Origin of the sequence: Zhengella mangrovi, from assembly GCF_002727065.1 — a bacterium.
Classification (GTDB): domain Bacteria; phylum Pseudomonadota; class Alphaproteobacteria; order Rhizobiales; family Rhizobiaceae; genus Zhengella; species Zhengella mangrovi.
The window spans coordinates 199,649-225,635 of the sequence record NZ_PDVP01000006.1; the positions used below are offsets into that span (position 1 = coordinate 199,649).

The window sequence follows — 25,987 nt, forward strand, 5'->3', positions numbered from 1 at the left end:
GGCGAATGGCGTGCCTGATATTATCCTCCACCAACATGACTCAGCAGCCCGTCCACAACCCGCAATTCTACCTGACCGCGCCGTCCGCCTGCCCCTACCTGGACGGGCAGTTCGAGCGCAAGGTGTTCACGCACCTGGTGGGCGACAAGGCCAGCGAGCTGAACGACCTGCTGACGCAGGGCGGCTTCCGCCGCTCGCAGAACATCGCCTACCGGCCGGCCTGCGAAACCTGCCGCGCCTGCGTGTCGGTGCGCATTCTTGCCAATGATTTCAAGCCGTCGAAGAACATGCGGCGGGTCCTGGCGACGAATAGCGACCTCGTCGGCACGGTGTACGAAGCCGAGCCGTCGACCGAGCAGTACAGCCTGTTCCGTACCTATCTCGATGCCCGCCACCGGCGCGGCGGCATGTCGGACATGACGGTGCTCGACTACGCGATGATGGTCGAGGACACGCATGTCGACACGCGAATCATCGAGTACCGCCGGCGCGGCCCCGACAGCTTCATGACCGGCAAGGGCGAGGGCGAACTGGTGGCCATCGCCCTGACGGACGTGATGGGCGACGGCCTGTCCATGGTCTATTCCTTCTTCAACCCGGACATGCAGGAGCGTTCGCTGGGCACCTACATGATCCTCGATCACATCGAACGCGCCCGCGCGATGGGCCTGCCGCATGTCTACCTGGGCTACTGGGTGCGCGGTTCGCGGAAGATGGATTACAAGATCCGCTTCCGGCCGCAGGAACACCTCAGCCCGACCGGCTGGGTCCGCTTCGAGGACTGAGGGCGTTTGACGGCTGAATCCGATCACATAAAGGGGCTCGCGATCACCGGCTTCGGCGGCATGGTGCTGACCTTCGACATCCCGCTGCTCCGGCTTGGCGACGGCGAATCCTGGTCCGTGATCTTCCTGCGGTCGGTCTGCTCGATCGTCGTGCTGCTGGTGGTCTGGTGGCTGCTCAAGCGCTTCGGGCGCAACCCGCCGCCGCTGATCCACGGGCGGATCGGCTGGATCGTCTGCGGCCTCTACGCGCTGACCGGCCTCTGCTTCCTGCTGGCCGTCTTCCTGACGCCGACGGCCAACCTGGTGTTCATCCTGGCGCTCAACCCGATGCTGGCGGCCCTGTTCGCGCGGATCTTCCTGGGCGAACGGCTCAGGCGGGAAACGCTGATCGCCATGGTCGTCATGGCGGCGGGCGTCTACATCATCGTTTCGGGCGGCATGACCGCCGGCAGCCTGGCCGGCAACCTGCTGGCCATGGGGGCCGCCGCCTCGCTGGCCGCGGCGCTGACCGTCTCGCGGGCGAGCGGCGAGGACATGGGCTTCTCCGCCGTCATGTCGTCGCTTTTCCTCATCGCCATCGCCGGGGTCATGGTGCTCTTCAACGGCTACCATATCGCCGATCCGGTCTGGATCGTCATCGACGGCGCCTTCCTGCTGCCGGTCACGATGTTCTGCCTGGCGACCGGGCCGCGATGGCTGACCGGGCCGGAGGTCGCCATGTTTTACATGCTGGAGACCGTGCTGGCGCCGATCTGGGTCTGGATGATCTTCGCGGAAGTACCCGAGCGCCATACCTTCATCGGCGGCGCCATCGTGCTGACGGCGCTTGTCACCCACACGGCCGTGCAGATTGCCCGGAACCGCCGGCGGCGGCTGGCAGCGCGGCCGATCTGACTTTTTTCACGACACGCTGAAACTCTTTTCGCGAACGGCTCGTGATCTTCCCGTCAACCAAACCTTACGGGAAGGACGCAAACATGAAACCGTTCAAGACGCTCGCCGCCTCCGCCATCTTCGTCGCCATCGCCGTTCCGGCTGCTTTCGCCATGGATCATCTCGCCGTCACCGGCGCGGACCAGGACATGTCGGGCGGGTCCGTCACGGCGAGCATGGTGACCGCGCCGGCGGACGGCTGGCTCGTCGTTCACCGCACCGACGACGCGATGAAGCCCGGCCCGGTGATTGGCCATGCCCGGCTTATGAAGGGCGAGAACATGAACGTCACCGCGCAACTCAGCGAGGCGGTGAAGCCCGGCGAGAAGGTCATGCTGATGCTGCACGGCGAGGACGGCGGCATGAAAGCCGGCGAATTCGAGTATTCGCTCGGCGCCAAGGAAGACGGGCCGGTGCGCGTCGACGGGAAGCTCGTCATGGCTGTCGTGACGGCCAAGTGACCCGGCGGGCGGCGTTCGGTCCCGGACGCCGCCCCTCCCCGACCGGACCTTGCGGGCGCGCTTTTCCGGGCCGCTTGTGTTGCAATGCAGCATAAACCGGTTTAGCAACGGCCAAAGCCGCGCGTTGACCGCGCCTTCCGCCTCCCGTTGACAAGGTTCCGACATGATCAAACCGACCCTTGCGGCCGTGGCCGGCCGTTTCGCGCCCGAGCGTCCGCGCGCGACCTTCTCCGACCTTTCCCCTGCCCGCATCAAGACCGAGGTGCTCTCCGGCCTCACCGTCGCGCTGGCCCTGGTGCCGGAGGCCGTGGCCTTCGCCTTCGTCGCCGGCGTGCATCCGCTGGTCGGCCTCTATGCCGCCTTCATCGTCGGCCTGATCACAGCCCTCATCGGCGGCAGGCCCGGCATGATCTCGGGCGCGACCGGCGCGCTGGCCGTCGTCATGGTCTCGCTGGTAGCGCAGCACGGCGTCGAATATCTCTTCGCCACCGTCGTGCTGATGGGCGTCCTGCAGGTGCTGGCCGGGATCTTCCACCTCGGCAAGTTCATCCGGCTGGTGCCGCATCCGGTCATGCTCGGCTTCGTCAACGGGCTGGCCATCGTCATCTTCCTGGCACAGCTGACGCAGTTCCAGGTGCCGGGTTCCGCCGAGACTGCCGGCCATGGCCTTGCCAACGGGCAGTGGCTGACCGGCGTCCCGCTCCTGACCATGCTGGCGCTGGTGGCGCTGACCATGGCGATCATCTGGGTCATGCCCCGCCTGACGAAGGCCATTCCCGCCCCGCTGGCAGGCATTGCCATCGTGGCCGGCCTCGTCATCGCCTTCGGCATCGACGTGCCACGGGTCGGCGACATGGCGTCCATCGAAGGCTCGCTGCCCTCGTTCCACGTGCCGATGGTGCCGATGACCCTGGAAACGCTGAAGATCATCGTGCCCTATGCGGTGATCCTTGCCGCCGTCGGCCTGATCGAAAGCCTGCTGACGCTGAACCTCGTCGGCGACATCACCGGGCAGCGCGGCGGCGCCTCGAAGGAATGCATCGCCCAGGGAACGGCGAACGTGGCGACCGGGTTCTTCGGCGGCATGGGCGGCTGCGCGATGATCGGCCAGTCGATGATCAACGTGAAATCCGGCGGACGGACGCGGCTGTCCGGCCTCGCCGCGGCACTGTTTCTGCTATCCTTCATCCTGTTTGCCGCGCCGCTGATCGAGCAGATCCCGCTCGCGGCGCTGGTGGGCGTGATGTTCATGGTGGTGATCGGCACGTTTGCCTGGAACTCGCTGACCATCCTGCGCAAGATCCCGCTGGCCGATGCCTTCGTCATCGTGCTGGTCACCGTGGTGACGGTGTGGACCGACCTGGCGACGGCGGTGGTCGTGGGCGTCATCGTCTCGGCGCTGACCTATGCCTGGCAGAATGCGACGCGCATTCACGCGCGCAGTTCCATCGGCGACGACGGGTCGAAGACCTATGCCATCGAGGGGCCGCTGTTCTTCGGTTCCACCGACGGCTTCCTCGACCTGTTCGATGCCGACCGCGATCCCGACACGGTGATCGTGGACTTCATGAACTCGCGCGTGGCCGACCAGTCGGCGCTGCAGGCCATCGAGACGGTCGCGCAGCGCTACGAGGCCCAGGGCAAGCGGCTGCAGCTGCGCCACCTGTCGCGCGACTGCCATTCGCTGCTGACGCGTGCCGGCCAGCTGATGATCGACAGCGAGGACGACCCGGACTACGGCGTGGCCGTCGATTACGACGTGCGCACGGGCTCGTTCGGCAAGGGCCACTGACCGCCGCGATCCGCGGGAAACGGAAAAGCAAAAGGCCGGGCGATTGCCCGGCCTTTCCTGTTTTTCGGTCCGCCGCTGCGCCTATTCGGCGGCTTCCGGCAGGCGGGCCGGCGCCAGTTCCAGCGGCTGGCGGGTGCCCTCGGCCGGCATTGCCTCTTCCTCCGGCTCGTCACGCTCGTTCGGCCGCAGCAGCTTGCGCACCATCCAGCTTACCCCCTTGCGCACATCGTCCATGATGGAGAAGAGCGACGGCACGAACAGCAGGCTCAGCACGGTGCCGACCAGCAGGCCGCCGATCACCGCGATGGCCATGGGCGCACGGAACTCGCCGCCGTCGCCATGGGCCAGCGACGCCGGGATCATGCCGGCGGACATGGCGATCGTCGTCATGATGATCGGCTGGGCCCGCTTGCGGCAGGCATCGAGAATTGCTTCCCGCTTGTCGATGCCCTGCTTGATCTCCTCGATGGCGAAATCGACCAGCATGATGGCGTTCTTGGTGACGATGCCCATCAGCATGAGGATGCCGATGACAACCGGCATGGAGATCGCCTTGTCGGTCAGCCAGAGCGCACCAACGACGCCACCGATCGACAGCGGCAGCGACAGCAGGATGGTGATGGTGTGGAAGATCGAGCCGAACAGCAGGATCAGCACCACCATGACCAGCATCAGGCCGGTGACCATGGCATTGCGGAAGGAGGTGAAGACATCGCCCATGACTTCCGCGTCGCCGGTCTCCTGGATGCGGACGCCGGCCGGCAGGTTCTTGACCTCCGGCAGGGCATAGATGACCTTCAGGCCTTCGCCGATCTCGGCATCGCCCGCCATGTCGACGCCGATGACCACACGGCGCTCACGGTTGAAGCGCTGGATCGAGGACGGTCCCTGGGCATAGTGGATGTCGGCGACCGCGGAGAGCGGCACCGAGCCGCCGGCGGCGAGCGGGACGGGAAGCTGCGAGAGAACCGACAGGTTGTCGCGCGCCTGTTCGTCGAGCTGGACGCGGATCGGGATCTGGCGCACGCCGTCGGTGAACTTGGCGAGGCGGGCATCGACGTCGCCGATGGTCGCGACGCGCAGGACCTCCGAGACGGCCGAGGTGGAGACGCCGAGTTGGGCCATGAGATCGCGGTTCGGTTCGACGATGATCTCCGGCCGGTCGAGCGCGGCGTTGGAGGTGATCGCCCGGAACATGCCGGTCTTGGCCATGGCGCTCTGGATCTTGCGCGCCTCGGTGTCGAGCACATCGCCGTCCGTGCTCATGACGCCGATCTCGAGCGCGCGCTGACCGCGGTCATTCACGTAGGAAGCGCGCAGGTCCGGGATCGTCTGCAGGATATCGAGGATCTTGTTCTCCAGCTGGTGCTGGGTGATCTCGCGCTCGCTCTTGTGCTGCAGGTCCACGACCATGGTGGCGCGGCGCAGTTCGAGCGTGCCGGTCGGGTTGGCGCCGCCGATGACATAGACATTCTCGACCTGCGGAATGGCGCGCACGGCCTCGGTGGCGCGGTCGGTCGCCCGGCCGGTGTCCTCGAGCCTGGCGCCGGGCGGCAGTTCCAGCGAATAGACGACGCGGGAGGCGTCCTGGCGCGGCACGAAGCCGGCCGGCAGCAGGCCCGTGGCCATGATCGCACCGACGAAGAAGGCGATGCCGGCCAGGAAGGTGATCCACCTGAAACGCAGGCTGACGCCCAGGAGGCCGAGGTAGCCGCGCATGACGAAGCCCGGACGATACTCATGGTCGCCATGGGAGCGCAGGAAATAGGCCGCCATCAAGGGTGTTATGAGACGCGCGACGAGCAGCGAGAAGAAGACGGCCACCGCGACGGTGAGGCCGAACTGCTTGAAGTACTGGCCGGCGACGCCCGACATGAAGGACACGGGCGCGAAGACCGCCATGATGGTGGCCGAGATCGCGATCACCGCGAGGCCGATCTCGTCGGCCGCCTCGAGCGAGGCGCGGTAAGGCGTCTTGCCCATCTTGATGTGCCGGACGATGTTCTCGATCTCGACGATGGCATCATCGACGAGAATGCCCGTCACCAGCGTGACGCCCAGCAGGCTGACCAGGTTCAGCGAGAAGCCGAGGTGGTCGAGCACCAGAAAGGTGGGGATGATCGACAGCGGCAGCGCCATGGCCGAGACCAGCGTGGCGCGGATGTCGCGCAGGAAGATAAAGACCACGATGACGGCCAGGAGTGCGCCCTCGATCAGGGTCTGCATGGCCGATTCATAGTTGCCGACCGTGTAGTCGACGGAGTTGTCGACGCGGTCGATGGTCACGTTCGGATAATCGGCGCGCAACTGGTCGACGGCCGCCGTGACACGCCGCGAAACGTCGACGTCGCTTTCGCCCTTGCCCCGGAAAACGCCCATGGAGACCACGGGCTCGCCGTTGACGCGGGCAAAGGAGCGCGGCTCGGCCCAGCTGTCGGTGACGGTGGCGATATCGGACAGGATGACGCGATGGCCGCCGGCCAGCGGGATTTCCAGCTTGCGCAGGGCCGCGATGTCGGAAACGCCACCCAGCGTGCGGATGGTCTGCTCGCGGCCGCCGATCTCGGTACGGCCGCCGGTCAGGTCGACGTTGGCGGCACGCAGGGCATTGTTCACCGCCGAGGCCGTCACGCCCAGCGCATTCATCCGGTCGGCATTGAGCTCGACCTTGATCTCGCGGTCGACGCCGCCGTAGCGGTCGACACGGGCGACGCCCTTGAGGCTCTGCAACTGGCGGATCGCCTTGTCCTCAACGAACCAGGACAGTTCCTCCAGCGTCATGGCCGGCGCGCGCACGGCATAGGTCAGGATGGCCTGGCCCTCGACGTCGATGCGGTTGATGATCGGCTGGTCGGCGGTGGCCGGCAGGTCGGAACGGATGCGCTCCACGGCGTCCTTCACGTCGGTGACGGCAGTCGCGGTATCGACCTCGAGGCGGAACTCGATGACGGTGGAGGAACGGCCCTCGGTGATCGTCGACATGACGTTCTTGACGCCGGTGACGTTGGCGACGGCATCCTCGACGCGCTTGGTGACCTGGGTTTCCAGTTCACTGGGCGCCACGCCGGGATCGGTGACGACGACCGAGACGATCGGGATATCGATGTTCGGGAAACGCGTGACCGGCAGGTGCGAGAAGCTCATCAGCCCCAGCACGCTGAGGACGATGAACAGCAGGACCGACGGCAGCGGGTTGCGGATCGACCAGGCGGAAATGTTCCACTTCATTGCGCGATGGCTCCCGTCGCCTCGTCAAGGACCGGGGTGATCGCGTCGCCGTCATTGACGAAGACGCCGGCGCGGGAGACGACCTGGTCGCCTTCGGCCACACCACCGGTCACCTCGACGATCCCGTCGACCCGGATCCCGAGGCTGACCGGCGTGGAGGCAACCTTGCCGTCGACCACCTTCTGGACGTAGGGCTCGCCGTTGCGGAACAGCACCGCGCTGGCCGGCAGGACGAGCGCCTGCTTGCTGACAAGCTCGATGCTGGCACTGGCGAAATTGCCGGCGCGAACGGGGCTGCCGGCCGGCAGCGTGATGAAGACGGTGCCGAGCCGCGTCGCCTTGCTGACCTCGGGCGCGACCATGCGGATCGTGCCTTCGAGCGGCTTGTCGACACCGGGCGCGCGCACCGAAACGGCCTGACCGGCCTTGAGCCGTGGCAGGTGCGTCTCGGACACGGTGGCCTGGAGTTCCAGGTCGTTGTCGATGGCGATGCGGAACAGCGGGCCGGCCGAAGCGCCAACCACGGCGCCGAGCATGGCGTTGCGGGCCAGCACCAGGCCATTGGCCGGCGATTTCACCTCGGTGCGGGCGATCTGGCGCTGCAGTTCGCGCACCTGGGCCTCGTTGACGCCGATCTGGGCCTCGGCGGCGACAACCGCCTTGCGGGCCGTCTCCAGCTTGGCGCGGGCGCTGTCGAGGCCGTTGACGGCATTGTCATACTGGGCCTGGGAGGCGACGCCCTTCTTGCGCAGCGCGTCGACGCGGTCGAGCGTTTCCTGCGCCTGGCGGACACCGACCTCGGCATCGGATATCTGCGCCTTGGCCTGGGCGGCCTGGGCGTCGATCTGGGCGCGCTGGGCCTTCGACTGCAGCAGCGTGAGCTCAAGGCCGGACTTGTCGAGGATGGCCAGCACCTGGCCCTGCTTCACCTCGTCGCCCTGGTCGGCGCGCAGTTCCAGCACCTTCAGGCCGTTGACGTCGACGCCGACGGCCGCTTCCTCGCGGGGAACGACCGTTCCGTTGACGGGAAGGGTATCCCTGATCTGCTGCCGGCTGGCGGCAACGACGCGAATGGCCGGGGCCGGCGCTTCCGCGGCCGGCTGCGCCGCCGGATCTGCGGCCTCGGCGGACAGCGTGGCCGTGCCGAGAAGGCCGGCGACCGCCAGCGTGGCGGCAAAGGATTTGAAAAGACGGGTCAACGGCATCGGAAACGTCCGGTTCAGTTTGCGACGGGGCAAAGATTGGCGGTGACGGAGGCGCGCACCATGTGCTCGACCTCGGCGAGGTTCACGCCCTTGGCGGGCAGGTCGTTGAGGATGATCCCCTCTCCGATGGAGATCATCACGGCCATCAGCGTTTCCACCGACACGGCCGGGCGGATCTGGCCGGCATCGATGGCCGCGCGGATCCGCCGGAAGATGAGTTCATGCACCTGGCTCATCGAGCATTCGCAGGTTTCCAGCACGGAGGGATTGCGCAGCGCCTCGGCACGGATCTCGGTGAACAGCGGCGCCATGTTGTTCTCGTGGCTGACCCGCATATGCGTCATCATGGCCTGAACGATGCCTTCCACGATGTCGGGATTGGCCAGCGCCTCGGCCAGAAGATCGGCGTCCTGGCGCCGGTCGGCCTCGGCAATGGCCTCGATGATGGCTTCCTTGGACGGGAAATAGCGGTAGAGCGCGCCCGGGCTCATCTCGGCTTCCTTGCAGATCTCGTGCATGGAAGCGCCCTGGAAGCCGGAGCGGACAAAGCATTTCTTCGCGGCGTCGAGAATGCGCGCCGTCTGTGCCTCACGGCGTTCCGCCCGGGTCATCGGCCCGGTGGTTTCGCCGTCGTCATCGGCACGGTGTTCGTCGTAGGCGCTTGCGCGCGCGGTATCGAGCGGAGAATTCATGATCTCTTAACAATGAGTGCGAACGTTCGTTCTCGCTAAATGCGAATGAACGTTCGCGATGTCAAGAGGTACGGATCAAAATGGTTTCGGATCAGTTGCGCGGCCGATGAACCCAGAGCGGCAGGACGAAGGCGAGGCAAGCGACGAGGAAAGCCAGGCTGGCGAACATGCCGACCCAGTCGCGGGCGCGCCAGGTGCTGGCGAGGAAGCCGAGCGCGGAGACCACGAAGAGGATCCAGCCGGTGAGGTTCAGGCGCCAGACGGTGCGCGGGCTCATGGCGTCGTCTCCCCTTCGGACCGCGACCGGCGCAGACGGATCAGCCGAACTTGCCGGTGCGCGGGAATCCCTTTGGCACCATGCGGCCGGCGGCGGCGCGGACGCCGATCCACTCGGTCAGTTCAGCCTCGCTCCGGGTGAAGGTGCGTTCCGCGCTGTCGGTCCAGGTCAGCCCGCCGGCCATGGCGAAGGTCTTGATGTCCGAGACGCCGCCATCCTTGTAGCGCTGCAGGCGGACGCCCTTGCCGCGGGTCATCTCGGGCACCTGCTCCAGCGGGAAGACGAGCAGCTTGCGGTTCTCGCCGACGATGGCGACATGGTCGCCGGAAACCGGCACGCAGAAGCGCGCCTCGTCGGGCGTCTTGACGTTCATCACCTGCTTGCCCTTGCGGGTGTTGGCGATCACGTCGGCTTCCGGCACAAGGAAACCGTTGCCGTCATGCGACACGACCAGGCGGCGGACCTGGGGATCATGCACGAAGGCGGTCACGATGTCCTGGTCGTTGTCCATGTCGACCATGATGCGGATCGGCTCGCCATGGCCGCGCCCGCCCGGCAGGCGGTCGGCGCCGATGGTGAAGATCTTGCCGCCGGTGGTGAGCACGAGGATCTTGTCGGTCGTCTGGGCGTGGAAGGCGAGCTTGAGCTTGTCGCCATCCTTGAAGGTGAGGCCGGAGAAATCGGCCAGGTGGCCCTTCATGGCCCGCAGCCAGCCCTTCTCGGAGACGATAACGGTGACCGGCTCCTTCTCGATCATCGCCTGCTGGATGGCTTCGAGATCGCGCTCCGGCGCCTCGGCAAAGGTGGTGCGGCGGCGGCCAAGCTCGGTCTCGGGGCCGAATGTCTTGCGGACGTCGGCCACTTCCCAGGCGACGGTCTTCCACTGAAGGGCCTCGGAGGCGAGCAGCTTCTCGATCTGCTCCTTCTCCTTCGTCAGGTCATCGAACTCCTTGCGGATCTCGAATTCCTCCAGCTTGCGCAGGTTGCGCAGCCGCATGTTGAGAATCGCCTCGGCCTGGTTGTCGGTCAGTTCGAAGGTGATCATCAACTGCTTCTTCGGCTCATCCTCCTCGCGGATGATGCGGATCACCTCGTCGATATTGAGATAGGCGATCAGGTAGCCGCCGAGGATCTCCAGGCGCCGCTCGATGACGCCGAGGCGGTGGCGCGAGCGGCGGATCAGCACGTCCTTGCGGTGGTCGAGCCATTGCTGCAGCACCTCGCGCAGCGACAGGACGTTGGGCACCTTGCCGTGGCTCAGCACGTTCATGTTGAGCGGGAAGCGGCTTTCAAGCTCGGTCAGCTTGAACAGCGATTCCATCAGCAGTTCGGGATCGACGGAGCGGCTCTTCGGCACGAGAACGACGCGAATGTCCTCGGCGCTTTCGTCGCGGATATCGTCGAGCAGCGGCAGCTTCTTGGCGATCAGCAGGTCGGCGACCTTCTCGATCAGCCGCGCCTTCTGGACCTGGTAGGGGATTTCGGTGACGACGATGACCCAGGTGCCGCGGCCGGTATCCTCCTGGTGCCAGCGGGAGCGGACGCGGAAACCGCCGCGCCCGGTGTCATAGGCCTCGGCGATGGACGCCTTGCCATCGACGATGATGCCCCCGGTCGGGAAGTCCGGCCCGGGCACGAACTGCATCAGGTCGGCGTTGGTGGCGTCGCGGTGCTCGATGAGATGGAGCGCGGCATCGCAGATCTCGGCGGCGTTGTGCGGCGGAATGTTGGTCGCCATACCCACGGCAATGCCAGAGGCACCGTTGGCGAGCAGGTTGGGAAAGGCGCCCGGCAGGACGACGGGTTCCTCGTCCTCCTCGTTGTAGGTCAGGCGGAAGTCGACGGAGTCCTCGGTGATGCCTTCCAGCAGCAGGGCCGCCACATCCGTCATGCGCGCCTCGGTGTAGCGCATGGCCGCGGCATTGTCGCCGTCGATGTTGCCGAAGTTGCCCTGCCCGTCGACGAGCGGGTAGCGGACCGCGAATTCCTGCGCCAGGCGGACGAGCGCGTCGTAGATCGCCTGGTCGCCGTGCGGGTGGAACTTGCCCATGACGTCGCCGACGATGCGGGCACACTTGGCGAAGCCGCGCTCCGGGTCGAGACGCAACAGGCGCATGGCGTGCATGATGCGGCGATGAACCGGCTTGAGCCCGTCGCGCACATCCGGCAGTGCCCGGTGCATGATGGTCGACAGGGCGTAGGCGAGGTAGCGTTCCTCGAGCGCACGCTTCAGGTCGACCGATTCAATATCCTTGCCGTCGCCCCCGCCGGGCGGATTCAGGCTTTTTCCCATAGCCCCGGTTAGCGAAACTGGTGATTCTAAGCAAGCCCGGCGTGCTGGCGGCCGTGTGGCGGCGATCACTGCCAGATCGCCGTCCACAGGCTAAATTATGCTACGCTGTCTGGACGCACATCACGCCCTCTGCCAAGAATGACGGGCGTTTTCCTGCCATGCAGCAGTCATGCCCGGCCGAACATCAAAGGATCCTGAAATGACCCGACCCCTCTTGAAGACTGTCAGCGTGCTTGCGCTCGTATCCCTCTTCCCTGGAATGGCCTGGGCCGAGGCGGATGCGCAGGGGCTGGCCGATGCCCTGAAACACCAGTTCAGCAAGAACGGCGCGACGCTGACGATCGGCTCCGCGACCGCCGACGGCGATGACGTGGTGCTGTCCGACATCACCATGAAGCCGGGCGAAGCCGAGCCGGCCAAGCTGGAGGAACTGCGCCTGCAGGATGTCAGCGAGAGCGACAACGGCTATCGCATCGGCAAGATCGAGGCGCCCGAGTTCAGCATGACCAAGGAAGGCAAGACGCTCGACTTCGGCGGCGCCGCGGTCACCGGCATCCAGGTGCCGAAGGAAAGCGAGACCGACCCGGTGCGCAACATTTCGGTGCTGGTCGAAGGCATGACCGTCGGACCGGTGAGCGTTTCGGAAGGCGACGCGGTGCTGTTCAAGATGGACGGCATCGTCTACACGTCCAGCCCCTACGAACCGGGCCAAGCGATCGATTCCGAGATGGAGATGACCGGCGTCGAGGCCGACATGACGAAACTGCCCGATCCCAAGGCGCGCGCCGTCATGCAGCAGCTCGGCTACGACATGCTTTCGGGCGGCATGAGCATGAAGGGCAGCTGGAACCCGAGCGACGGGCAGATGACCATCAGCGAGTGGATCCTCGACGTGACCGATGCCGCGGCGCTCAATCTTTCCATCGACCTCAGCGGCCTGACGAGCGAGTTCATGCAACAGGTGCAGGAGATCGCCGCCAAACAGGAGAGCGGCGAGATGAACGAGCAGGCCATGGGCTTCGCCATGATGGGCCTGATGCAGCAGCTGTCCTTCAACGGGGCCGAAATCGCGCTGCAGGATGCCTCGCTGACCGGCCGCGTTCTCGATTTCGTCGCCGCCCAGCAGGGTGCCAAGCGCCAGGACATCGTCAACATGGCCAAGGGCATGACGCCGCTGCTGCTCGCCCAGCTCCAGAACCCGGGTTTTGCCAAGATGGTGTCGGAGGCGGTCAACACCTACCTCGACGACCCGCAGTCGCTGACGGTGACGGCAGCGCCGGATGCGCCGGTGCCGGCGCCGCAGATCATGGGCGCGGCCATGGGCGCGCCGCAGACCATCCCGGACATTCTCGGCGTAACGGTGACCGCCAACGAATAAGGCGGCGCCCGATCGACAATCAACAGGCCCGGCAGCGATGCCGGGCCTTTTTCATGTCCGGCGCGTCCGCCAGGCCCGGGCGCAGGTGCCGAGGATGAGACGGGCGCCATCGAGCGCCTCGTCCGGCGAGAGCGGCTCGCCCTCGCCGACATGCGACGTGTGGATGAACCCGCTCATGGCGCCGGCGAGCGGCGGCAGCGTCGCGGCGCAGGAGCGGTAGAAGACGAAGTTGCAGAGATAACCGCCGGCATCGTCGGACCACTCGACGGGAAGCCCCCGCCCTGCGAGCGCCGCGTACACGGCATCGAGCGGCAACTGCGAGGCAACCGGGGCCCTGCCCGCGGTCCCGCGCGGCGCCGATTGGCCGGCATTGTCGGGCAGGGAATGGTCCTGGTGGTGGCTGGCCAGCCGTTCCAGCCGGAACCCGGCCGCCCCGGCTGCCAGGCCGAAGTGAATGGCAATGTCGGGACGGGCCCCGGCGGCCGCGGCATCGAGCGCGGGACCGGCCAGTGCGTAGTCGACCGGGAGGACGGCGGAGGCAAGGTCGTAGTCCGGGTGGCCGGCCTGCCGGGACAGTTCGGCGACCAGCCACTCGGTCGGATTTTCAGGCGCGCCCGGAAACGGGCCGAAGCCCGTCACCAGGATGCGCGGGGCCCGGGTCATTCCTTGGCGGGGGCCACGGTGCGCAGGTGCAGTTCGCGCAGCTGCGCCGGCATGGCCTCGGAGGGGGCGCCCATCAGCAGGTCCTGGGCCTGCTGGTTCATCGGGAAGAGCGTCACCTCGCGGAGGTTCTTCGCGCCGGCCAGCAGCATGACGATGCGGTCGACGCCGGCCGCCATGCCACCGTGCGGCGGGGCGCCGTAGTGGAAGGCGCGGAACAGGCCGCCGAAGCGCTCTTCCACCACGTTGGCGTCGAGGCCGACGATGCCAAAGGCCTTGACCATGACTTCCGGCAGGTGGTTGCGGATGCCGCCCGACGCGATCTCGAAGCCGTTGCAGACCAGGTCATACTGCCAGGCCTTGATGGCCAGCGGGTCCTCGTTCTCCAGCGCGCCGAGGCCGCCGCGCGGCATGGTGAAGGGGTTGTGGCCGAAATCCACCTTCTTGTTGTCCTCGTCCCATTCGAAGAACGGGAAGTCCACGATCCAGGCCAGTTCGAAGCGGTCGCGGTCGACCAGGTCGAGGTCCTCGCCCACGCGGGTGCGGGCATCGCCGGCAAAGCCAGAGAACTTCTTCGGGTCGCCGGCGGCGAAGAAGCAGGCATCGCCCGCCTTGAGGCCGAGCTGCAGGCGGATGGCCTCGGTGCGCTCCTCGCCGATGTTCTTGGCGATGGGGCCGGCGCCTTCCAGCTTGCCGCCCTCCTCGCGCCAGAAGATGTAGCCGAGGCCGGGCTGGCCCTGGCCCTGGGCCCAGGAGTTCATGCGGTCGCAGAACGCGCGGCTGCCGCCGGTGGGCGCGGGAATTGCCCAGACGGCGCCGGTCGGCGAATTGGCGAGGATGTTGGCGAAGACCTTGAAGCCGGAGCCGCGGAAATGCTCCGAGACGTCTTCCATGATGATCGGGTTGCGCAGGTCCGGCTTGTCGGAGCCGTATTTCGCGATCGCCTCGTCATAGGGAATGCGGGGGAATTCCTGCGTCACCGGCTTGCCGTCGGCGAAGGTCTCGAAGACGCGGCGCAGCACCGGCTCCATCGTGCCGAGGATGTCATCCTGCTCGACGAAGCTCATCTCCAGGTCGAGCTGGTAGAACTCACCCGGCAGGCGGTCGGCGCGCGGGTCCTCGTCGCGGAAGCAGGGCGCGATCTGGAAATAGCGGTCGAAGCCCGACATCATCAGGAGCTGCTTGTACTGCTGCGGCGCCTGCGGCAGGGCATAGAACTTGTTGGGGTGAATGCGGCTCGGCACCAGGAAGTCACGCGCGCCTTCCGGCGAGGAGGCCGTCAGGATGGGCGTGGAAAACTCGGTGAAGGCGGCTTCCTCCATCAGGCGGCGCATCTCGCGGATGATGCGCGTGCGCAGCATGATGTTGTTGTGCAGGGTCTCGCGGCGCAGGTCGAGGAAGCGGTAGCGCAGGCGGATGTCCTCGGGGTAGTCCGGCTCGCCGAACACCGGCAGCGGCAGTTCGGCGGCCTTGGACAGCACCTCGACCTCGCGCGCGAAAACCTCGATTTCGCCGGTCGGCAGGTTCGGGTTCACGGCCTCGTCGGCACGGGCCTTGACCAGGCCGTCGATGCGCAGCACCCATTCGCCACGGACGGTCTCGGCCACCTTGAAGGCGGGCGAATCCGGATCGGCGACCACCTGGGTGATGCCGAAATGGTCGCGCAGGTCGATGAAGAGGACGCCGCCGTGGTCGCGGACGCGGTGAACCCAGCCCGAAAGGCGGACGGTGGAGCCGGCGTCGGTTTTGCGAAGGGCGGCGCAATTGTGGCTGCGATAGCGATGCATGAATGTCAGGTCCGGTTGTGGCTCGTCTTGGAGGAGCGGCGGGTCGGGCCGTCGCCCGGTCAAAAATCCGCGCGACAAGCGCACGGGGCGGGCGGTTTGTCAAGGTTTGCCGCCCGCCGTGAACAGAAAGGAGACACGACCGCACCGGATCGCCGCCGCCTGGCCGGTGCGGGCGACCTAGCGCGAAACGTGAATCGGCGGCAGCTTGACCGCAATCGCGTCGGCCAGGCCGCGCATCATGTCGTCGGCGCCATTGGTCAGGCCGCCGCCGTTGTAGAAACCATCCCAGCCATAGAGGTTCGTCCAGTTCTTGCCCGGGCCGAAATAGGCGAAGATCTTGTTGTCCTGGTCGATCACGGACGGGTTGCTCCAGACGGCCTTCAGCGCGCTGTAGGTGGCCGGCATGTGCTCGGGGTAGCCTTCGCCGCCGCCGGTCCGGCTCTTCGGATCGCCGGGCGGCTGGTGGTTGGCATCGCTCCAGACCGCGACGATGGGATAGACGCTCGATGAGGTATCGGATTTTGCCCATCGCGACTTCATCGCCTGGTAGAGACATTCGAGGCCGGATTCCGGCTCGTCGCCACCGCCCCTCGCGACCTGCACGTTGACGAAGGAATTGTACGGCCCGCGCTCGTCCGGCAGGGCAAAGAAATGGCCGCTGTCGATGATGCCGCCTCCCCTTTCGACACTGAAGTCGCGGAAATAGATCGGCCGCACCCGGATGTTGCCGACACGGCGGTTCCGCTTCTCCAGTTCGGCCAGCAGCTTCTTGTCGAAATTCAGCGCGTTGACCTTCACCGCGGCAATGGTGTTGCCCATCGATCCCGTGGCGTCGATGCACATGGCAATGTCGAGGTTCAGGTCGCGCCCGCCGCCGCTGACCGTTGAAGAGAGCGTCATGTTGAACGTGTCGAGACTGACAATGGAGAGGAAACTGTTCTTCACGCTCACGTCGGCCGAGGCCGTGGCCGCGCCGGTCGCCATGTCCGCCGCAACCGTGAAGTTCGAGAGAATGACGCCGTGGCTGCCGGGATCGCCGAAATTGGCGATGAACATCTGCTCGCCCTTCCGCGTCAGATCGGTGCTGTCCCGGCTTCCTCCGCGGTAGGCGATGGCCGCTTCCAGGGCTGCGGCATCCAGCGACGCCTGGACCTGGCGCCGGATCATCTCGGCATTGGCATAGTCAAGAACACCGCCGGCTGCCAGAAGCAGCGGGATGATCGCCAGGCCCACGATGATCGCAAAATTGCCGCCACGATCGGATGCAAAGCGGATTGCCGTCTCGCGGCAAAGCCCAAGCCGTTTCATCAGAATGCCCCCGGTCTTCCATTTCCGACCGGCCGGAGAACCGCACGTCCATCCAGCCAATCAGCGCACACATGCATGACTGTACTCAAGCCGGGCTAAGATGGCGATAAACAAATGCGCCGCGTTTTAGGCATTCGCCGGCACCCCTTGACAAACGTGACGAAGGGTCCATACCCCCGAGGCACGAAACGAAATACAGAAAAGCGCTGGAATGCAGCTGATCACGACGACGCATGACCTCCGAAACACGGTCGACCTTCTAAGCAAGTCCGAATTCGTTACTGTCGATACGGAGTTCATCCGGGAAACGACCTTCTGGCCGGAGCTCTGCCTGATCCAGATGGCGACGCCCGACGAGACGGCCCTCGTCGATCCGCTGGCGCCCGGGCTCGACCTTCAACCCTTCTTCGACCTGATGGCCGACGAGCGGATCACCAAGGTGTTTCACGCCGCCCGGCAGGACATCGAGATCATCGTGCATCTCGGCGACCTGGTTCCGCACCCGGTCTTCGACACCCAGGTTGCCGCCATGGTCTGCGGCTTCGGCGATTCGGTCTCCTACGACCAGCTCGTGCAGAAGATCACCAAGGTGCAGATCGACAAGTCGTCGCGCTTCACCGACTGGCGCCGCCGGCCGCTGAGCGACAAACAGCTCACCTATGCCCTCGCCGACGTGACACACCTGCGCGATGTCTATGCCTATCTCGCCGCCGAGCTGGAGCGCGAAAACCGCGCCCACTGGCTGAAGGAGGAAATGGACGTCCTGACCTCGCGGGAAACCTACGAGCTGCATCCGGACGACGCCTGGCGGCGGCTGAAAATGCGCGTGCGCAAGCCGCTGGAACTGGCGGTGATGCAGAAGGTCGCTGCCTGGCGCGAACACGAGGCGCGCAACCGCAACGTTCCGCGCGGCCGCATCCTGAAGGACGACGGAATCTACGAGGTGGCGCAGCAGCGCCCGGAGACGGTGGAAGCGCTCGGCCGGCTGCGCTCGATCCCGAAGGGCTGGGAACGCTCGGGAGCCGCTCAGGGCCTTCTCGACGCGGTCAGGTCGGCCCTGTCCATCCCGCGCGACGACCTGCCGAAGGTGCCGCGGCCCGCGCAGCAGCCCGAAGGCACGGGCGCGGCCACGGAACTGCTCAAGGTCCTGCTCAAGCAGGTGGCGGAACAGGAAGGCGTCGCGGCCAAGGTTCTGGCGACCTCCGACGACATCGAGAAGCTGGCCGGTGAGGGCGAGAAGGCGGACGTGCCGGCCCTGCACGGCTGGCGGCGCGAGGCCTTCGGCGAAAAGGCGCTCAAGCTCATCCGCGGCGAGATCGGCATCCGGTTCGAGAACCGCAAGGTGCAGGTGTTCGAACTGGACTGAGCCTCAGCCGGCCCTGCGGACGGGCTGGCGGATGATCGTCTTCAGCTTCTCAGGCGCGGTGCGGCGCGGGTCGCCGAGATAGATTTCGTGGTGGTGCCCGTTCTCCACCAGGCCGGCACGCGGGATCACCTCGCCGTGCAGCCGGGCGATGACCGGCCCCTCGTCCTTGTAGGGCCCGGTATACATGATCTGCAGGCAGAGGCCTTCCTCGAAGGTCTCGACGCGAAGCGAGGGCGGCGGGTCGCCGAGCTTTGCCCCTGCCCGGTCCATGGCGTCCGCGATCATCCCCGGCGTGACCCAGTCCGGCTGGGCAATCATCATCGTCCATTTCCAGTTTTCCCGCCGGCCATCGACGAAGCTTTCCAGGTCATCGGCCCACCACAGGCCTTCCAGCGGATAGACCACGTAGTCCCTGCCGAGATCCTTCTTCGAGGCGAACTTGACCGGATAGGACACGGCGTAGAGCCATTCGACGGCCCTGGCATAGGCCGGCGCCGTGTTCGGATCGCCGCGGCCATCGACCATCAGGAACCGCATCGGCGGAACCGTGACGCGCGAGAACTCCCGGCCGGAGGGACGGTAGAGTTCCTTAAGGTTCTTTTTCCAGTCCTGCTTTTCCAACACCGTACCCGATCACGCCAAGCCGGAAGCATCCTGCCTACCCCGTGCGACGCCGGAACGCCATGACGGGTGTCAACCGGCGAACACCACCGCGTCACTCCGCGACGTCCTGCCCCGCGTCACTCCGCGACGTCCTGTCCCGCGTCACTCCGCGACGACAATCTCGATGTCGCGGCCGAGGAAACGGGACAGGTGCACCATGCGCGCCTTGGGCCGTTCGCCGAACAGCGCGGCATGCCCCTTGGGGATCACCAGTTGCAGCATGCCCTCCGGCACGATGCGCCAGGACAGGAGCGGGATGACGCCCGGCATGGAGGCGGACAGGAGGTAGACGACCCGCATCAGGGCGCCGAGCGCCTTGGCCCGCTCGACATAGCGCGGCGGCGCCAGCTTCAGCAGTTCCGGGCCGGCCGCGTCGTCGATGAGGCCCTCGTGACGGTAGAGGTTGGCGAGCGCCAGGTAGGCGCGGCCGGGATGGTCGATGCCGACGAAGGAGGCGTTGGAGATGATGTTGAGCGACTGGATGCCGCGATATTCCGGATGGGCACGCCAGCCGATATCGGCGACCAGGCAGGCCGCCTGGCGCAAGCGGTGCTCCTCCGGCGTCTCGTCGATTCCCAGCGCGGCAAAGGCGGTTCCGGTCCAGTCGGCCAGTTCGCGGGCATGGCGCTCGGAGCGGGAACGGAGGATGGCCATCTCGTCGGCGGCTGTCAGAAGCGGGTCGGCCTTGCGCCATTCGCCGGACAGTTGCTCGAACAGGAAGCCCTCACGCACGCCGGAGGCCGAGACGACGATGCGGGACGGCTTCATGGCGCGGATGACTTCCAGCATGACCGCCGCGCCGTAGGGCAGCAGACCGCGCCGGTTTTTCGAGACCCGCTTGATGCCTCTCATGCTGGCCGTGTCGTTGCGCGCCACCTGCATGAGGAAGGGCACGCAGTCCTCGGTCTCCATAACGTAGTGATGCATGACGTGCAGCGGGTAGTCGCGCTCCATCATGTGCAGGCGCGCCAGGTTACGCCAGGTGCCGCCCACCGCGTAGAACTCGCGGCCCTCGCCCTCCTTCAGCAGGTCGGCGCGCGTCATCTCTGCGGCGATGACGGCGGCGGCGTCCTCGGGCTTGCCGCCGGTGACTTCCTGCAGGCGCAGGCCGCCGAGCGGCAGGGTGATGCCGTCGCCGGTGTCGTGGCCGCGGATGTCGATGAGTTCGAGGCTGCCGCCGCCGAGGTCGCCGACGATGCCATCGGGCTTGTGAAAGCCGGACATGATGCCGTAGGCGGAATAGAGCGCCTCCTCGCGGCCGGACAGCACGCGGATCTCGGTGCCGAGGACCTCGCCGGCGCGTTCGATGAAGGCCGCGCCGTTTTCCGCCTCGCGGGCGGCCGCGGTGGCCAGCACATGCACTTCCTCGACGCCGGCCTGGTCGCAGAGGGCGCGAAAACGGCCGAACTCGCCCAGAGCGCGTTCGACGCCGGCCGGATCGAGCAGGCCGGTGGAGACGATCTGGCGGCCAAGACCGGCCAGCATCTTCTCGTTGAACAGGACGGTTGGCGAACGGGCGACGCCTTCGTAGATGACGAGACGGACCGAGTTCGATCCGATGTCGACGATGGCGACGGGCTTGCGGTCGTAGAGGCGACCCTGGGACAGGCGATCCATCACGGTGCGGCAGACTTGTCTTTCTTGCGGCGCTTGAAGTGGGCAATCCGCTTCGGCGCGTGCGACTTCAACGATTCACCCCGACCCGAAAGGCTCGGGTTGGTCATGAAATACTCCTGGGCGTTGAAAGGTTCCTCGCCCTCCTCGGGCTCGATCCGTCTCGACGTCCCGTCGGGCAGTACCTCAAAGCTCTGCTGGTTGTCCATCACGTTGGCCAGCATGATCTGGTCGAGGATCTGTTCATGCACCGTCGAGGCTTCGACCGGCACGATGACCTCCACGCGCCGGTCGAGATTGCGCGGCATGAGGTCGGCGGACCCGAAATAGACGATGGCCTCGTCGGACGGCAGGCCGTGGCCGTTGCCGAAGCACCAGATGCGGCTGTGTTCCAGGAAACGCCCGACAATGGACTTGACGCGGATGTTGTCCGACAGGCCCGGCACCTGCGGGCGCAGGCAGCAGATGCCGCGGATCACCAGGTCGATCTCGACGCCGGCGGCGCTGGCCTCGTAGAGGGCGTCGATGATCTCCGGATCGACCAGCGAATTCATCTTCATCCAGATCTGGCCCGGCCGGCCCGCCTTCACGTGGCCGATCTCGTCGCGGATGTGGCCGACGATGCGCGGGCGCAGCGTGTAGGGCGAATAGGCGAGCTTCATGCGGTCGGCCGGCTCGGCATAGCCGGTGATGAAGTTGAACACCTGGGCGACGTCGCGGGCGATCTGCGGATCGTCGGTGAAATAGGACAGGTCTGTGTAGATCTTCGCCGTGATCGGGTGGTAATTGCCGGTGCCGAGGTGGCAGTAGTTGCGCAGCTTCCCCTCTTCCCGGCGCACCACCAGCGAGAGCTTGGCGTGGGTCTTCAGCTCGATGAAGCCGAAGACCACCTGCACGCCGGCGCGCTCCAGGTCGCGGGCCCAGCGGATATTGGCTTCCTCGTCGAAGCGGGCCTTCAGTTCCACCAGCGCGGTCACCGACTTGCCGGCCTCGGCGGCATCGACGAGCGCACGCACGATGGGGCTGTCGTTGGAGGTGCGGTAGAGCGTCTGCTTGATGGCGACGACGTCCGGGTCGGCTGCGGCCTGGCGCAGGAACTGCACCACCACGTCGAAACTCTCGTAGGGATGGTGGACGAGGAAATCCTTCTCCCGGATCGTCGCCAGGCAATCGCCGGCATGTTCGCGGATGCGCTCGGGATAGCGCGGCGTGTAGGGCTGGAACTTCAGGTCTTCGCGCGGCAGCGATACGATCTCGGAGACGTGGTTGAGCGCCAGCGGCCCGGCCTGAATGGAAATGCGGTTGCCCTGCACGCCCAGTTCGTGGGCGACGAAATCACGCAGGCCCCGGGGCATGTCGGGGTCGAACTCGATGCGGATCACCTGGCCGCGGCGGCGCCGCTTCAGCGCCGTCTCGAACAGGCGCACCAGGTCCTCGGCCTCCTCCTCCACCTCGATGTCGGAGTCGCGGATGATGCGGAAGGTGCCCGACCCCAGCACGTCGTATCCGGGGAACAGCATGTTGATGAAGATGCCGACGACATCCTCCAGCGCGATGAACCGCGTCACCCCGCTGCGCTCCGGCAACTGGATGAAGCGGCTGAGCGCCACCGGCAGGCGCAGCAGGCCGGTCATCTCCTCGCCGTCGCGCCGGTTCTTCAGCGACAGGACCATGGAGAAGCCGAGGTTCGGGATGAAGGGGAACGGGTGGGCCGGATCGATGGAGAGCGGCGTCAGCACGGGGAAAATGGCTTCCATGAAGTGCTCTTCCAGCCAGGCCTTCTCGACCTTCGCCAGTCGTTCGGTGCGGATCAGTTCGACCTTCTCGGCCTGCATCAGCCCCATCAGGCCGTTGAGGCTCTTGTGCTGGTCGGCCTGCAGCTTGGTGACCTCAAGCAGGATCTGGTCGAGTTGCTCGGCCGGCGTGCGCCCGTCGGCGGACCGCTCGGTGATGTTCTCGCGCACCTGGCCGGCCAGGCCCGCCACGCGGACCATGAAGAACTCGTCGAGGTTGGTGGCCGAGATCGACAGGAAGCGCAGGCGCTCGAGCAGCGGGTGGTTGGGGTTCTGCGATTCCTCCAGCACACGGCGGTTGAACTGCAGCCAGGAGAACTCGCGGTTGACGAAGCGCTCCGGATCGCCCGGGGTCAGCCGCGCGGGAGCGGCGTTCTCGGTGAAATCGGTCCTTGCCGGCGTCAGTTCGTTCATGCGCGTGCGTCCTCGCCCAGGCAGTCTGGCCCCGGCGCCTGTTCTTTCATGCTTCAAAGCGGCGCTCAATAGCGCACAATGCCACCAGACGCCTTGCATTGAAAACGCAGATGATACAAACCACCAGCCAAGCCGACCGGCGGCCGACCGGCCGCCACCACGAACGGAGAGCAAGATGGCCGGACATTCCATTCCGCATTTCCAGAACGATGCGGGCCACAAGTCCATCGAGATCGGTGTGAAGGAATTCATGTGCGTGGGCGCCTTTCCGCCCTACGACCATCCGCATGTCTACCTCGACATGGGCGACGACAGCGAGAAAGTCTGCCCCTACTGCTCCACGCTCTTCCGTTACAATGCCGCCCTGAAGGCGGACGAGACCAAGCCGGAAGGCTGCACCTTCACGCCGAAGGCCGCCTGACCGCCCGCCGATCCGGGGGCATGACATGACCAGGCACGGACCCATCCTGATTGCCGGGGCCGGCATTGCCGGCCTGACGGCGGCGCTGGCGCTGGCGCGCGGCGGCCACGCGGTGCGCGTGTTCGAGCGGGCGCCCGAACTGAGCGAAGTGGGCGCCGGCCTGCAGCTTTCGCCCAATGCCACGCGGGTGCTGGCGGCCGTCGGCGTGACCGGGCGGCTGCTGTCAGCGGCCACGGCGCCCGACGCGGTGGTGCTGCGGCGCGGCCAGGCGATGCGCGAACTGACCCGCGTGCCATTGGGCGCGAAGGCCGAGGCGCGCTGGGGCGCGCCCTATCTCGTCATCCACCGGGCCGACCTGCACGGCGCGCTGACCGCGGCGGCGGCGCAGCAGCCGCTGATCGAGATCGTCACCGGGGCGACGGTGGCCGATTTCGCCAGCCATCCGCGCGGGCTGACGCTCTCGGTCGACCGCGACGGCCGCGTGGAGGAAACGGTGGGCCGGATGCTGGTGGCCGCCGACGGGGTCTGGTCGCGCCTGCGCGGGCTGGTGCCGGGCGCGGGCACGAGCGCGTTCACCGGCCACGTGGCCTGGCGGGCGACCATTCCCGCCGACGGCGACCTGGCCCGCTCGCTCGGCGACCTGCTCAGCCCGGCCCACGTGACCGCCTTCATGGCGCCCGAGGTGCATCTCGTCGCCTACCCGATCAGCGCCGGGCGGCGCATCAACCTCGTCGGCCTGATGACGGGCGAGGACTACGGTCAGAAATGGGCGGCGAGCGCCGACCCGTCCCCCTTCATCGCGGTGATGGACAAGGCGTCGCCGGCGCTCGGCCGGATGGCGCGCGAGGCCGGGCCCTGGGTAGCCTGGGCTCTGCATGCCGTCGGCCCCGGCGCCTGGCAGGACGGCAAGAAGGTGGTGCTGATCGGCGATGCCGCGCATGCCACGACGCCGTTCGCCGCCCAGGGCGCGGCCATGGCCATCGAGGATGCCGGGGCGCTGGCCCATGCGCTCAGCGAAGCGAAGGGCGATACGGCGGAGGCGCTGCCCCGCTGGGAAGCGGCGCGCAAGGCGCGCGTTGCCCGGGTGGTGCGCCGCGGCGCCTTCAACCACTTCACCTGGCATGCCAGGGGACCGATCGCACTCGGCCGCGACGTGGTCCTCAAGCTGCGCAAGCCGGAGCAACTGATGGCGGACTTCGACTGGCTCTACGGGTGGCGTGTGGGGGAATAGGCGCCCGCCCGTCAGGCCCGGGACAGGGCATTCACGGACCATGTTGACATAAATAGACCGGTAGTCTAAATCCCGAAACAGATTTAGACCACCAGTCCATACCGCGATCATGTCAGCAAGCACATCCAAATCACGTACCCGGTTCATCGCCCTGGACCCTCAATCACGCGCTCGCTGGCTCGACCCGGCCGAGCGGGAATTCTGCGTTCATGGCTTCGAGAATGCCTCGATGAATCGCATCCTCGCCGACGCCTCAGAGAGCAAGGGGCGGACCTATCATTACTTCGCCGACAAAGGCGAGTTGTTCCGTGCGACGCTTGAGCGGCGACTGGAGCCGATCACCGACTTCCACGCGATCCCCGACGAGGCCCGCGGATGGGGGGCCGGCGAATTCTGGGCGCGTCTCGGCAGCGTTTGCGACCGGCTGACCCGTGTCCTGCAAGACGACATGCAGCTTGCGTCCCTGATGCGCACCCTGCACGAGGAACGCGCCGCGCAGGCAGCCTGTGCTGACCTGCTCGACGCGTTGCGGAAGGGGATTGGCAGTCTCCTGACCGCTGGACAAGCTGTTGGCGCCGTGCGCGGCGACCTGCCCCTCGCACTGCTGAGTGCCATCACGCTGGACCTGGTCGTGGCAGTCGATCGCTGGTTTGCCCTCAATGCCGCCACCCTGTCAGCGGACGAGGAAGCCGACCTTTCGAGGCGCGCCTTCACGCTTCTGATGGCACCGCTTCTTCCACCACACTCCCTCAAAGGTTCCCTCCCATGACCCTTTCGCGCGCCGTTTCCGTTCTCCTTGCCGCCAGTGCCGTGAACCTGGCCTTGATGGTTCCCGGCGGATTTGTCGAAACCCGGAGTTTTCCCGGCTATGGCGTGGCTGTGCTGGGCGCTTTCAACATTTTTCTGACCTTGCTTGGCCTTGGCAGCCTCGTCCTCGCCTGGCGCGCCTTCCGCGCGCATCCGGTCGGGAAATGGGCCGTGCTGGCCGGCGTGGCCTTTGTGGCGGTCTATGGCCTGGATCTCGCCCATATCTTCCCGGTCGCAGCCGAACCCATGACCGGCCTGCTTGCCGCCATGGAATGGATCGGGACGGTCCTCGGCTTGGCGCTGATCGCGGCGGGATACCCGCTCAAGCACCAACAATCCCGTCAGCCTGTGCAAACATCGCCCCTGCCCCGATGGCTCTTCATCGCCATGGCCGCCGTGGGCGTTGCGATCATTGTCTTCGCGACGCAATCCGTGACCTGAGAATGCCGGTTCGAAGCGACGGCGATCGATTTCGGACGGCGCGACGCAACTCACCCTCCCCCGGCGTGGGGAGGGTCGTGAGCAAAGCGAGCGGGGGTGGGGGCACAAGAGCCTGGTTCACCCCCGCCCGCCAGCCTTCGGCTGTCGACCTCCCCCATCGAGGGGGAGGTGGTCGGCGGCGCAGAACTCCGCCTCGTCATCCCCGGGCTTCTCCCGGAACCCGGGCCGGAAACGGGATGCCAGGCAACAACCGTCGAGAACAACTGCTGCCGTGCGACGCAACTCACCCTCCCCCGGCGTGGGAAGGGTCGTGAGCAGAGCGAGCGGGGTGGGGGCACAAGAGCCTGGTTCACCCCCTCCCGCCAGCCTTCGGCTGTCGACCTCCCCCATCGAGGGGGAGGTGGGCGGCGGCGCAGAACTCCGCCTCGTCATCCCCGG

At 66.5% G+C, this 25,987-nt stretch carries 21 protein-coding genes; 10 read left to right on the top strand and 11 right to left on the bottom strand.

The window, feature by feature from the left end:
• Positions 1 to 35: 35 nt before the first annotated feature.
• The 4 genes from CSC94_RS12475 (at position 36) to CSC94_RS12490 (ending at position 3,971) form a co-directional block, all read left to right on the top strand.
• Positions 36 to 785 carry an arginyltransferase gene (locus tag CSC94_RS12475; RefSeq protein ID WP_099306671.1) on the top strand — a complete coding sequence of 250 codons (750 nt, stop codon included), beginning with the start codon at positions 36 to 38 and terminating at the stop codon, positions 783 to 785.
• Between the two features lie 6 nt (positions 786 to 791).
• Positions 792 to 1,679: a DMT family transporter gene (locus CSC94_RS12480; protein WP_245408338.1), complete on the top strand. Its 888-nt coding sequence runs from the start codon at positions 792 to 794 to the stop codon at positions 1,677 to 1,679.
• A gap of 83 nt (positions 1,680 to 1,762) precedes the next feature.
• Positions 1,763 to 2,179 (top strand): DUF7282 domain-containing protein, encoded by a 417-nt coding sequence (locus tag CSC94_RS12485; RefSeq protein WP_099306672.1) that lies wholly within the window; start codon positions 1,763 to 1,765, stop codon positions 2,177 to 2,179.
• 163 nt (positions 2,180 to 2,342) lie between these two features.
• A complete protein-coding gene (locus CSC94_RS12490; protein ID WP_099306673.1) occupies positions 2,343 to 3,971 on the top strand; it encodes a SulP family inorganic anion transporter in 1,629 nt (542 codons plus the stop codon).
• 81 nt (positions 3,972 to 4,052) lie between these two features.
• Here CSC94_RS12490 and CSC94_RS12495 read toward each other — a convergent pair whose 3' ends face one another.
• The 5 genes from CSC94_RS12495 to parC all read right to left on the bottom strand — a co-directional run bounded on the left by CSC94_RS12495 (position 4,053) and on the right by parC (position 11,666).
• Complete coding sequence (locus CSC94_RS12495; RefSeq protein WP_099306674.1) at positions 4,053 to 7,199, bottom strand: efflux RND transporter permease subunit; 3,147 nt, start codon at positions 7,197 to 7,199, stop codon at positions 4,053 to 4,055.
• The gene (locus CSC94_RS12500; protein ID WP_099306675.1) at positions 7,196 to 8,404 is read right to left on the bottom strand and encodes an efflux RND transporter periplasmic adaptor subunit; all 1,209 of its coding nucleotides are present in this window, start codon (positions 8,402 to 8,404) and stop codon (positions 7,196 to 7,198) included. The genes CSC94_RS12495 and CSC94_RS12500 overlap by 4 nt, the downstream gene beginning before the upstream one ends.
• A 14-nt stretch (positions 8,405 to 8,418) precedes the next feature.
• Positions 8,419 to 9,096: a TetR/AcrR family transcriptional regulator gene (locus CSC94_RS12505; RefSeq protein ID WP_099306676.1), complete on the bottom strand. Its 678-nt coding sequence runs from the start codon at positions 9,094 to 9,096 to the stop codon at positions 8,419 to 8,421.
• 91 nt (positions 9,097 to 9,187) lie between these two features.
• Complete coding sequence (locus CSC94_RS12510) at positions 9,188 to 9,373, bottom strand: cytochrome oxidase subunit III (RefSeq protein ID WP_099306677.1); 186 nt, start codon at positions 9,371 to 9,373, stop codon at positions 9,188 to 9,190.
• Positions 9,374 to 9,413: 40 nt separating this feature from the next.
• The gene (gene parC, locus CSC94_RS12515; RefSeq protein ID WP_099306678.1) at positions 9,414 to 11,666 is read right to left on the bottom strand and encodes a DNA topoisomerase IV subunit A; all 2,253 of its coding nucleotides are present in this window, start codon (positions 11,664 to 11,666) and stop codon (positions 9,414 to 9,416) included.
• A 199-nt stretch (positions 11,667 to 11,865) separates the two neighbouring features.
• On the opposite strand from parC, the gene CSC94_RS12520 reads away from it, so the two are divergent.
• Positions 11,866 to 13,044 (top strand): YdgA family protein, encoded by a 1,179-nt coding sequence (locus tag CSC94_RS12520; RefSeq protein WP_133122881.1) that lies wholly within the window; start codon positions 11,866 to 11,868, stop codon positions 13,042 to 13,044.
• A 51-nt stretch (positions 13,045 to 13,095) separates the two neighbouring features.
• Here CSC94_RS12520 and CSC94_RS12525 read toward each other — a convergent pair whose 3' ends face one another.
• From CSC94_RS12525 to CSC94_RS12535, 3 genes are all read right to left on the bottom strand, one after another.
• Positions 13,096 to 13,707, bottom strand: a complete 612-nt coding sequence (locus CSC94_RS12525; RefSeq protein WP_099306680.1) for a pyroglutamyl-peptidase I — start codon at positions 13,705 to 13,707, stop codon at positions 13,096 to 13,098.
• A complete protein-coding gene (gene aspS / locus CSC94_RS12530; RefSeq protein ID WP_099306681.1) occupies positions 13,704 to 15,491 on the bottom strand; it encodes an aspartate--tRNA ligase in 1,788 nt (595 codons plus the stop codon). The genes CSC94_RS12525 and aspS overlap by 4 nt, the downstream gene beginning before the upstream one ends.
• Before the next feature lie 177 nt (positions 15,492 to 15,668).
• On the bottom strand, positions 15,669 to 16,799 hold the full coding sequence (locus CSC94_RS12535; protein WP_099306682.1) for a TadE/TadG family type IV pilus assembly protein: 1,131 nt from the start codon (positions 16,797 to 16,799) through the stop codon (positions 15,669 to 15,671).
• Positions 16,800 to 17,010: 211 nt separating this feature from the next.
• Between CSC94_RS12535 and rnd the strand changes: the two genes are divergently transcribed.
• Positions 17,011 to 18,165, top strand: coding sequence for a ribonuclease D (gene rnd / locus CSC94_RS12540; protein WP_099306683.1), 1,155 nt, complete (start codon positions 17,011 to 17,013; stop codon positions 18,163 to 18,165).
• Positions 18,166 to 18,168: 3 nt separating this feature from the next.
• On the opposite strand, the gene CSC94_RS12545 is transcribed toward rnd, so the two are convergent.
• From CSC94_RS12545 to CSC94_RS12555, 3 genes are all read right to left on the bottom strand, one after another.
• The gene (locus CSC94_RS12545) at positions 18,169 to 18,786 is read right to left on the bottom strand and encodes a GyrI-like domain-containing protein (RefSeq protein WP_099306684.1); all 618 of its coding nucleotides are present in this window, start codon (positions 18,784 to 18,786) and stop codon (positions 18,169 to 18,171) included.
• A 144-nt stretch (positions 18,787 to 18,930) separates the two neighbouring features.
• Positions 18,931 to 20,445: an exopolyphosphatase gene (gene ppx / locus CSC94_RS12550; RefSeq protein WP_099306685.1), complete on the bottom strand. Its 1,515-nt coding sequence runs from the start codon at positions 20,443 to 20,445 to the stop codon at positions 18,931 to 18,933.
• Positions 20,445 to 22,649 carry an RNA degradosome polyphosphate kinase gene (locus CSC94_RS12555; RefSeq protein WP_099306686.1) on the bottom strand — a complete coding sequence of 735 codons (2,205 nt, stop codon included), beginning with the start codon at positions 22,647 to 22,649 and terminating at the stop codon, positions 20,445 to 20,447. Before CSC94_RS12555 ends, ppx begins: the two co-directional genes overlap by 1 nt.
• 175 nt (positions 22,650 to 22,824) lie before the next feature.
• Here CSC94_RS12555 and CSC94_RS12560 point away from each other — a divergent pair, with 175 nt between their 5' ends.
• The 4 genes from CSC94_RS12560 (at position 22,825) to CSC94_RS12575 (ending at position 25,549) form a co-directional block, all read left to right on the top strand.
• Complete coding sequence (locus tag CSC94_RS12560) at positions 22,825 to 23,070, top strand: zinc-finger domain-containing protein (RefSeq protein WP_099306687.1); 246 nt, start codon at positions 22,825 to 22,827, stop codon at positions 23,068 to 23,070.
• Between the two features lie 25 nt (positions 23,071 to 23,095).
• Positions 23,096 to 24,301, top strand: coding sequence for an FAD-dependent monooxygenase (locus CSC94_RS12565; RefSeq protein ID WP_099306688.1), 1,206 nt, complete (start codon positions 23,096 to 23,098; stop codon positions 24,299 to 24,301).
• Positions 24,302 to 24,410: 109 nt separating this feature from the next.
• A complete protein-coding gene (locus CSC94_RS12570) occupies positions 24,411 to 25,070 on the top strand; it encodes a TetR/AcrR family transcriptional regulator (protein ID WP_099306689.1) in 660 nt (219 codons plus the stop codon).
• Positions 25,067 to 25,549, top strand: coding sequence for a DUF8051 family protein (locus CSC94_RS12575; protein WP_099306690.1), 483 nt, complete (start codon positions 25,067 to 25,069; stop codon positions 25,547 to 25,549). Before CSC94_RS12570 ends, CSC94_RS12575 begins: the two co-directional genes overlap by 4 nt.
• Positions 25,550 to 25,987: the final 438 nt, after the last annotated feature.

Bases quoted from the DNA above. Each gene is read 5' to 3' on its own strand.
- CSC94_RS12475 (WP_099306671.1), top strand. From the start codon at position 36: ATGACTCAGCAGCCCGTCCACAACCCGCAATTCTACCTGACCGCGCCG.
- CSC94_RS12485 (WP_099306672.1), top strand. From the start codon at position 1,763: ATGAAACCGTTCAAGACGCTCGCCGCCTCCGCCATCTTCGTCGCCATC.
- CSC94_RS12490 (WP_099306673.1), top strand. From the start codon at position 2,343: ATGATCAAACCGACCCTTGCGGCCGTGGCCGGCCGTTTCGCGCCCGAG.
- CSC94_RS12495 (WP_099306674.1), bottom strand. From the start codon at position 7,199: ATGAAGTGGAACATTTCCGCCTGGTCGATCCGCAACCCGCTGCCGTCG.
- CSC94_RS12500 (WP_099306675.1), bottom strand. From the start codon at position 8,404: ATGCCGTTGACCCGTCTTTTCAAATCCTTTGCCGCCACGCTGGCGGTC.
- CSC94_RS12505 (WP_099306676.1), bottom strand. From the start codon at position 9,096: ATGAATTCTCCGCTCGATACCGCGCGCGCAAGCGCCTACGACGAACAC.
- CSC94_RS12510 (WP_099306677.1), bottom strand. From the start codon at position 9,373: ATGAGCCCGCGCACCGTCTGGCGCCTGAACCTCACCGGCTGGATCCTC.
- parC (WP_099306678.1), bottom strand. From the start codon at position 11,666: ATGGGAAAAAGCCTGAATCCGCCCGGCGGGGGCGACGGCAAGGATATT.
- CSC94_RS12520 (WP_133122881.1), top strand. From the start codon at position 11,866: ATGACCCGACCCCTCTTGAAGACTGTCAGCGTGCTTGCGCTCGTATCC.
- CSC94_RS12525 (WP_099306680.1), bottom strand. From the start codon at position 13,707: ATGACCCGGGCCCCGCGCATCCTGGTGACGGGCTTCGGCCCGTTTCCG.
- aspS (WP_099306681.1), bottom strand. From the start codon at position 15,491: ATGCATCGCTATCGCAGCCACAATTGCGCCGCCCTTCGCAAAACCGAC.
- CSC94_RS12535 (WP_099306682.1), bottom strand. From the start codon at position 16,799: ATGAAACGGCTTGGGCTTTGCCGCGAGACGGCAATCCGCTTTGCATCC.
- rnd (WP_099306683.1), top strand. From the start codon at position 17,011: ATGCAGCTGATCACGACGACGCATGACCTCCGAAACACGGTCGACCTT.
- ppx (WP_099306685.1), bottom strand. From the start codon at position 20,445: ATGGATCGCCTGTCCCAGGGTCGCCTCTACGACCGCAAGCCCGTCGCC.
- CSC94_RS12555 (WP_099306686.1), bottom strand. From the start codon at position 22,649: ATGAACGAACTGACGCCGGCAAGGACCGATTTCACCGAGAACGCCGCT.
- CSC94_RS12560 (WP_099306687.1), top strand. From the start codon at position 22,825: ATGGCCGGACATTCCATTCCGCATTTCCAGAACGATGCGGGCCACAAG.
- CSC94_RS12565 (WP_099306688.1), top strand. From the start codon at position 23,096: ATGACCAGGCACGGACCCATCCTGATTGCCGGGGCCGGCATTGCCGGC.
- CSC94_RS12570 (WP_099306689.1), top strand. From the start codon at position 24,411: ATGTCAGCAAGCACATCCAAATCACGTACCCGGTTCATCGCCCTGGAC.
- CSC94_RS12575 (WP_099306690.1), top strand. From the start codon at position 25,067: ATGACCCTTTCGCGCGCCGTTTCCGTTCTCCTTGCCGCCAGTGCCGTG.